General features: G+C 73.3%; 4 protein-coding genes. 3 read left to right on the top strand and 1 reads right to left on the bottom strand.

Annotated features, from left to right (window positions below; translation table 11 throughout):
- Positions 1-194 precede the first annotated feature (194 nt).
- Positions 195-632 (bottom strand): hypothetical protein, encoded by a 438-nt coding sequence (locus tag ACFV4F_RS42620; RefSeq protein WP_380449005.1) that lies wholly within the window; start codon positions 630-632, stop codon positions 195-197.
- A gap of 155 nt (positions 633-787) precedes the next feature.
- Here ACFV4F_RS42620 and ACFV4F_RS42615 point away from each other — a divergent pair, with 155 nt between their 5' ends.
- The 3 genes from ACFV4F_RS42615 to ACFV4F_RS42605 form a co-directional block, all read left to right on the top strand.
- A complete protein-coding gene (locus ACFV4F_RS42615; protein ID WP_380511272.1) occupies positions 788-1,939 on the top strand; it encodes an acyl-CoA dehydrogenase family protein in 1,152 nt (383 codons plus the stop codon).
- A gap of 57 nt (positions 1,940-1,996) precedes the next feature.
- Positions 1,997-2,734, top strand: coding sequence for a TetR family transcriptional regulator (locus ACFV4F_RS42610; RefSeq protein ID WP_380449001.1), 738 nt, complete (start codon positions 1,997-1,999; stop codon positions 2,732-2,734).
- A 148-nt stretch (positions 2,735-2,882) separates the two neighbouring features.
- A partial coding sequence (locus ACFV4F_RS42605) for a chloride channel protein (RefSeq protein ID WP_380511269.1) occupies positions 2,883-4,309 on the top strand: 1,427 nt, incomplete at its 3' end.

Here is a 4,309-nt window from a genome sequence, read left to right as displayed (position 1 = left end):
AAGCCGGCGAAGAGGACGGCGACCCCGCTGGTGAGGGTGGCGGAGAGCCGCTTGCGGCGGCGGAAGGCGGTGGCGAGGGTGGTGCCCCTTCCCGGGGCCGGTCGGACCTCTTCGGGACCTCTTCGGGACCTTTTGGGGAGCTTTCGGGACCTTTTGGGAGCGCGCGAGCCTGTTCGGCTATCCGGCTATCCCGGCTATTCGGCGAAGGCCGCGAGGTGCTGGGTGAAACCGCCCTGGCTCGGCGGCAGCGGCCGCGGCTCGGTGCACACCACCGGCTGCGGCTCCTCCACCGGCAGCAGCCGCAGCTCCGGGTTCTCCGCCGCGCCGGGCGCCGGCAGCAGGCGGACCTTGGTGCCCACCGGCACGGTGCTGCGCAGCCCGTCGACGATGCACCAGACGTCGAACCCCTCGGCCATCCGGATCAGCGACTTCTGCCGCGCCAGCGGTGTCCTGGCCTGCTCGACCTCGCAGCGTCGCACGACGCCGGTGCCCTCGCTGGGCTCCAGCCGCAGGTCGGTGGAGCCGCAGGTGGGGCAGAGCAGCCGCTGGAAGGTCGGGTTGCTGCACCAGGCGCAGCGCTGGAAGTACAGCGTGGTGCTCTCGCAGACGTCGTCGATGGCTGAGTGGACCACGGTGTCATCTCCCTGCGCTCGGACGGCTTCGGCAGCAAAAGAATAGGGAACTCAGTGCCGCTATGTGAAGGCACTGAGTTCCCTTTTTGCTGCGCGCGTGCATAATGAAGGGTACTGAGTACCGTCAGTGCCGTCCCGAAACAGGAGCGCCGTTCATGAGCCAGGACTTCGATCTCTTCCGTATCTCCGAGGAGCACGGGATGCTCCGTGAGGCGGTGCGCGGGCTGGCCGAGGCGAAGATCGCTCCGTTCGCGGCGGAGGTGGACGAGCAGGGCCGGTTCCCGCAGGAGGCGCTGGAGGCGTTGCAGGGTAATGACCTGCACGCGGTGCACGTGCCGGAGGAGTACGGGGGTGCGGGGGCGGACGCGCTGGCGACGGTGATCGTGATCGAGGAGGTCGCGCGGGTGTGCGCGTCGTCGTCGTTGATCCCGGCGGTGAACAAGCTGGGGTCGCTGCCGGTGCAGCTGTCGGGCTCGGAGGAGCTGAAGGCGAAGTACCTGGGGGCGCTGGCGCGTGGTGAGGGGATGTTCTCGTACTGCCTGTCGGAGCCGGAGGCGGGTTCGGACGCGGCGGGGATGAGGACGCGTGCGGTGCGGGACGGTGATTTCTGGGTGCTGAACGGGGTGAAGCGCTGGATCACGAACGCGGGTGTGTCGGAGTTCTACACGGTGATGGCGGTGACGGATCCGGAGAAGCGGTCGAAGGGGATCTCGGCGTTCGTGGTGGAGAAGGGCGATGCGGGTGTGTCGTTCGGTGCTCCGGAGAAGAAGCTGGGGATCAAGGGGTCGCCGACGCGTGAGGTGTACTTCGACAACGTGCGGATTCCGGCGGACCGGATGATCGGTGCGGAGGGGACGGGTTTCGCGACGGCGATGCGGACGCTGGACCACACGCGGGTGACGATCGCGGCGCAGGCGGTCGGGATCGCGCAGGGGGCGCTGGACTACGCGAAGGGCTATGTGCAGGAGCGCCGGCAGTTCGGGAAGGCGATCGCGGAGTTCCAGGGGGTCCAGTTCATGCTGGCGGACATGGCGATGAAGCTGGAGGCGGCGCGTCAGCTGACGTACGCGGCGGCGGCGAAGTCGCAGCGCGGGGACGGGGACCTGACGTTCTTCGGTGCGGCGGCGAAGTGCTTCGCGTCGGACGCGGCGATGGAGATCACGACGGACGCGGTGCAGTTGCTGGGCGGGTACGGGTACACGCGGGACTACCCGGTGGAGCGGATGATGCGCGACGCGAAGATCACGCAGATCTACGAGGGCACCAACCAGGTCCAGCGCATCGTCATGGCCCGCAACCTGCCGTAACACGCAGGGCACCGGCCCTTCGGGGCCGGTGCCGCGCCGCGGTGTAAGTTCCCGGGAATGAGCGAGAAGGAAGAGCAGGACCTGCCCATGAACGACGGGCCCTCGAAGCCGGCGATGCGCGAGGCGCTCGTGGCCGCGGCCTTCGAGCTCTTCCTGGACCGCGGCTTCGAACAGACCACCGTCGACGACATCGTGTCCCTCGCCGGGGTCGGCAGGCGCTCCTTCTTCCGCTACTTCCCGGCCAAGGAGGACGTGGTCTTCCCCGACCACGAGCGCAGCCTGGCCGAGATGACGGAGTTCCTGGACTCCGGCACCGGCGAGGAGGACCCGGTCCGGCACGCCTGCGGCGCGGCCCGCCTCGTCCTGCGGATGTACGCCGAACAGCCGTCCTTCTCCGTCCAGCGCTACCGGCTCACCCGCAAGGTGCCGGGCCTCCGCGCGTACGAGCTGTCGGTGGTGTGGCGCTACGAGCACACCCTCGCGGCCTACCTGCGCGGCCGGTTCGCCGACCGCCCGGACGGGCCGCTGCGCGCCGACGTGATCGCCGCCGCCGTCGTCGCCGCGCACAACCACGCCCTGCGGACCTGGCTGCGCTCGGGCGGGGAGAGCGACTGGGTGGCCGAGGTGGACAGCGCGATGGCCTTCGTCGTCGACACCTGGAGCGACCGCCCCGCCGACGGCGCCGGCGACGCCGACCAGGACGACGTCGTCGTCCTGGTGGCCAGCCGCAAGGCGCCGTTGTGGCGGATGGTCCAGGGCATCGAGAGCGCGCTGGGGGAGTCCCGGCAGGTCTGACCGGCCTCCGCCCGCGCCCCCCGTTCGGCGCAACCCGCCGCCGGCACCGCCCGGTTGGCGCACCGTGGCGCTGCGAGCCGCCGGGCTCCGGGCGAGACTCGGTCCCAGGACGGGGCCGGGCGGGCCCCGGGAGCGCGAAGGAGCGGCCATGCCCGGGACGCCGGAGCGGGGCAGCGCCGGTCCCGGCCTGCGCGAGGTGCTGCTGCACCGGGGCTACCTCGGCCTGCTGCTGGTCTCGGCGCTGGTCGGCGTGCCGATCTCGCTGGCAGCCTTCGGCTTCGTCGGCCTGGAACACGAACTCCAGCACTGGGTCTGGGAGAGCCTGCCGGATGCGGCCGGGTACGACCGCGCCCCCTGGTGGTGGCCGCTGCCCGCGCTGCTGCTGGCCGGCCTGTTGCTCGCCCCGGTCGTCACCCGCCTTCCGGGGCGCGGCGGGCACGTTCCGGTGGACGGGCTCGGCGGCCCGCCCGGCCTGCCGCGGGACGTCCCCGGCGTGCTGCTCGCCGCACTCGCCTGCCTGCCGCTCGGCGCCGTGCTCGGCCCGGAGGCGCCGCTGATGGCGATGGGCGGCGGCCTCGCGCTGCTCGCGGTCCGGTCCGCCCGGCGGGAACGGCAGCCGCGGCTCGTGCCGGTGCTGGGCGCGGCCGGCTCGGCGGCGGCGATCGCCACCATCTTCGGCAGTCCGCTGGTGGCGGGCGTGATGCTGATCGAGGCGGCCGGACTGGGCGGCCCGCAACTCGTCGTGCTGGTTCTTCCCTGCCTGCTCGCGAGCGGTGTCGGCGCGCTGGTCTTCACCGGCTTCGGGCACTGGACGGGCCTGTCGATCGGCGCGCTCTCGCTGCCGCACGTCCCGAAGAGCGGCGTCCCCGACCCGGGGGACTTCCTGTGGGGCGTTCCGCTGGCCGTCGTGATCGCCGCGGTCTGCGTCGCCGGGCAGGCGCTCGGCCGACGGGTCAAGACCTACACCACCGGCACCCCGCACCGGACCGCCGTGCGCACCGTCCTGTGCGCGCTCGCCGTCGGCGGCTGCCTGGCCGCGTACGCGCTGATCACCGGCCGCACGCCGGAGGAGGCCGCGCTCTCCGGGCAGGCCACGCTGGGCGCGCTCGCCGCCGACCCGGCGTCCTGGCCGATCGGGGTGCTGCTCGCGCTGGTCGCGTGCAAGGCCGTCGCCTGGGGCGTCGCGCTGGGCAGTCTGCGGGGCGGCCCGATCTTCCCGGCGATCCTGCTCGGCGCGGCGCTCGGGGTGGCCTGTGCGCCGTTGCCCGGCTTCGGCACCGCGCCCGGCCTCGCCGTCGGCCTGGTCGCCGCCGGCGCCTCCGTCACCCGGCTGCCCGTCACCAGCACGGTGCTGGCGGCGATGCTGCTGGGCGGGGAGGCGGCGAACCTGATGCCGCTGCTGATCGTCGCCGGGGTGACGGCCTTCATCGCCGGCGAACTGCTCCGCGGCCTCGCCGAGCGCACCCCCGCACCGGCCGGGCCCGCGGCAGCCCGAGCGGGGGGGGCGCGGGCGCGGGCGGGGGGGGGGGGGGCCCCCGCCGCCGCGCGCGCGCGCGCCCCCCGCGGGGGGGGGGC

Origin of the sequence: Kitasatospora sp. NPDC059722 (genome assembly GCF_042733235.1) — a bacterium.
Classification (GTDB): Bacteria; Actinomycetota; Actinomycetes; order Streptomycetales; family Streptomycetaceae; genus Kitasatospora.
This window is presented reverse-complemented; position numbering and strand designations above follow the sequence as displayed.